The organism is Peribacillus sp. SIMBA_075 (genome assembly GCF_046534585.1).
In genome coordinates this window covers 1-249 of the sequence record NZ_JAWRYN010001229.1, presented here as the reverse complement: position 1 = coordinate 249, position 249 = coordinate 1, and the positions used below count along the sequence as shown (strand labels likewise).

The 249-nt window shown below is 39.0% G+C and carries 1 protein-coding gene; it reads left to right on the top strand.

Features of this window, described 5'->3' with window-relative positions:
• A partial coding sequence (locus SB775_RS32240; protein ID WP_410865362.1) for a P-loop NTPase occupies positions 1 to 249 on the top strand: 249 nt, incomplete at both ends.

Sequence of the window (249 nt, the reverse complement as noted above, 5' to 3'; positions counted from 1 at the left end):
CGATTTATTACTGTAACGAGCGGTAAAGGTGGAGTTGGAAAATCAACAGTGACAATTAACCTTGCAACTGCTTTAGCTCGTATGGGAAAAAAAGTGGGGATATTAGATGCAGATATATATGGTTTTAGCATTCCAGCTATGATGGAAACGAATCAAAAACCGACGATGATTGATCAAACGGCAATTCCGGTTGTAAGTCACGGTGTAAAAATTATGTCGATGGGATTTTTTGCAGAAGGAAATAACCCG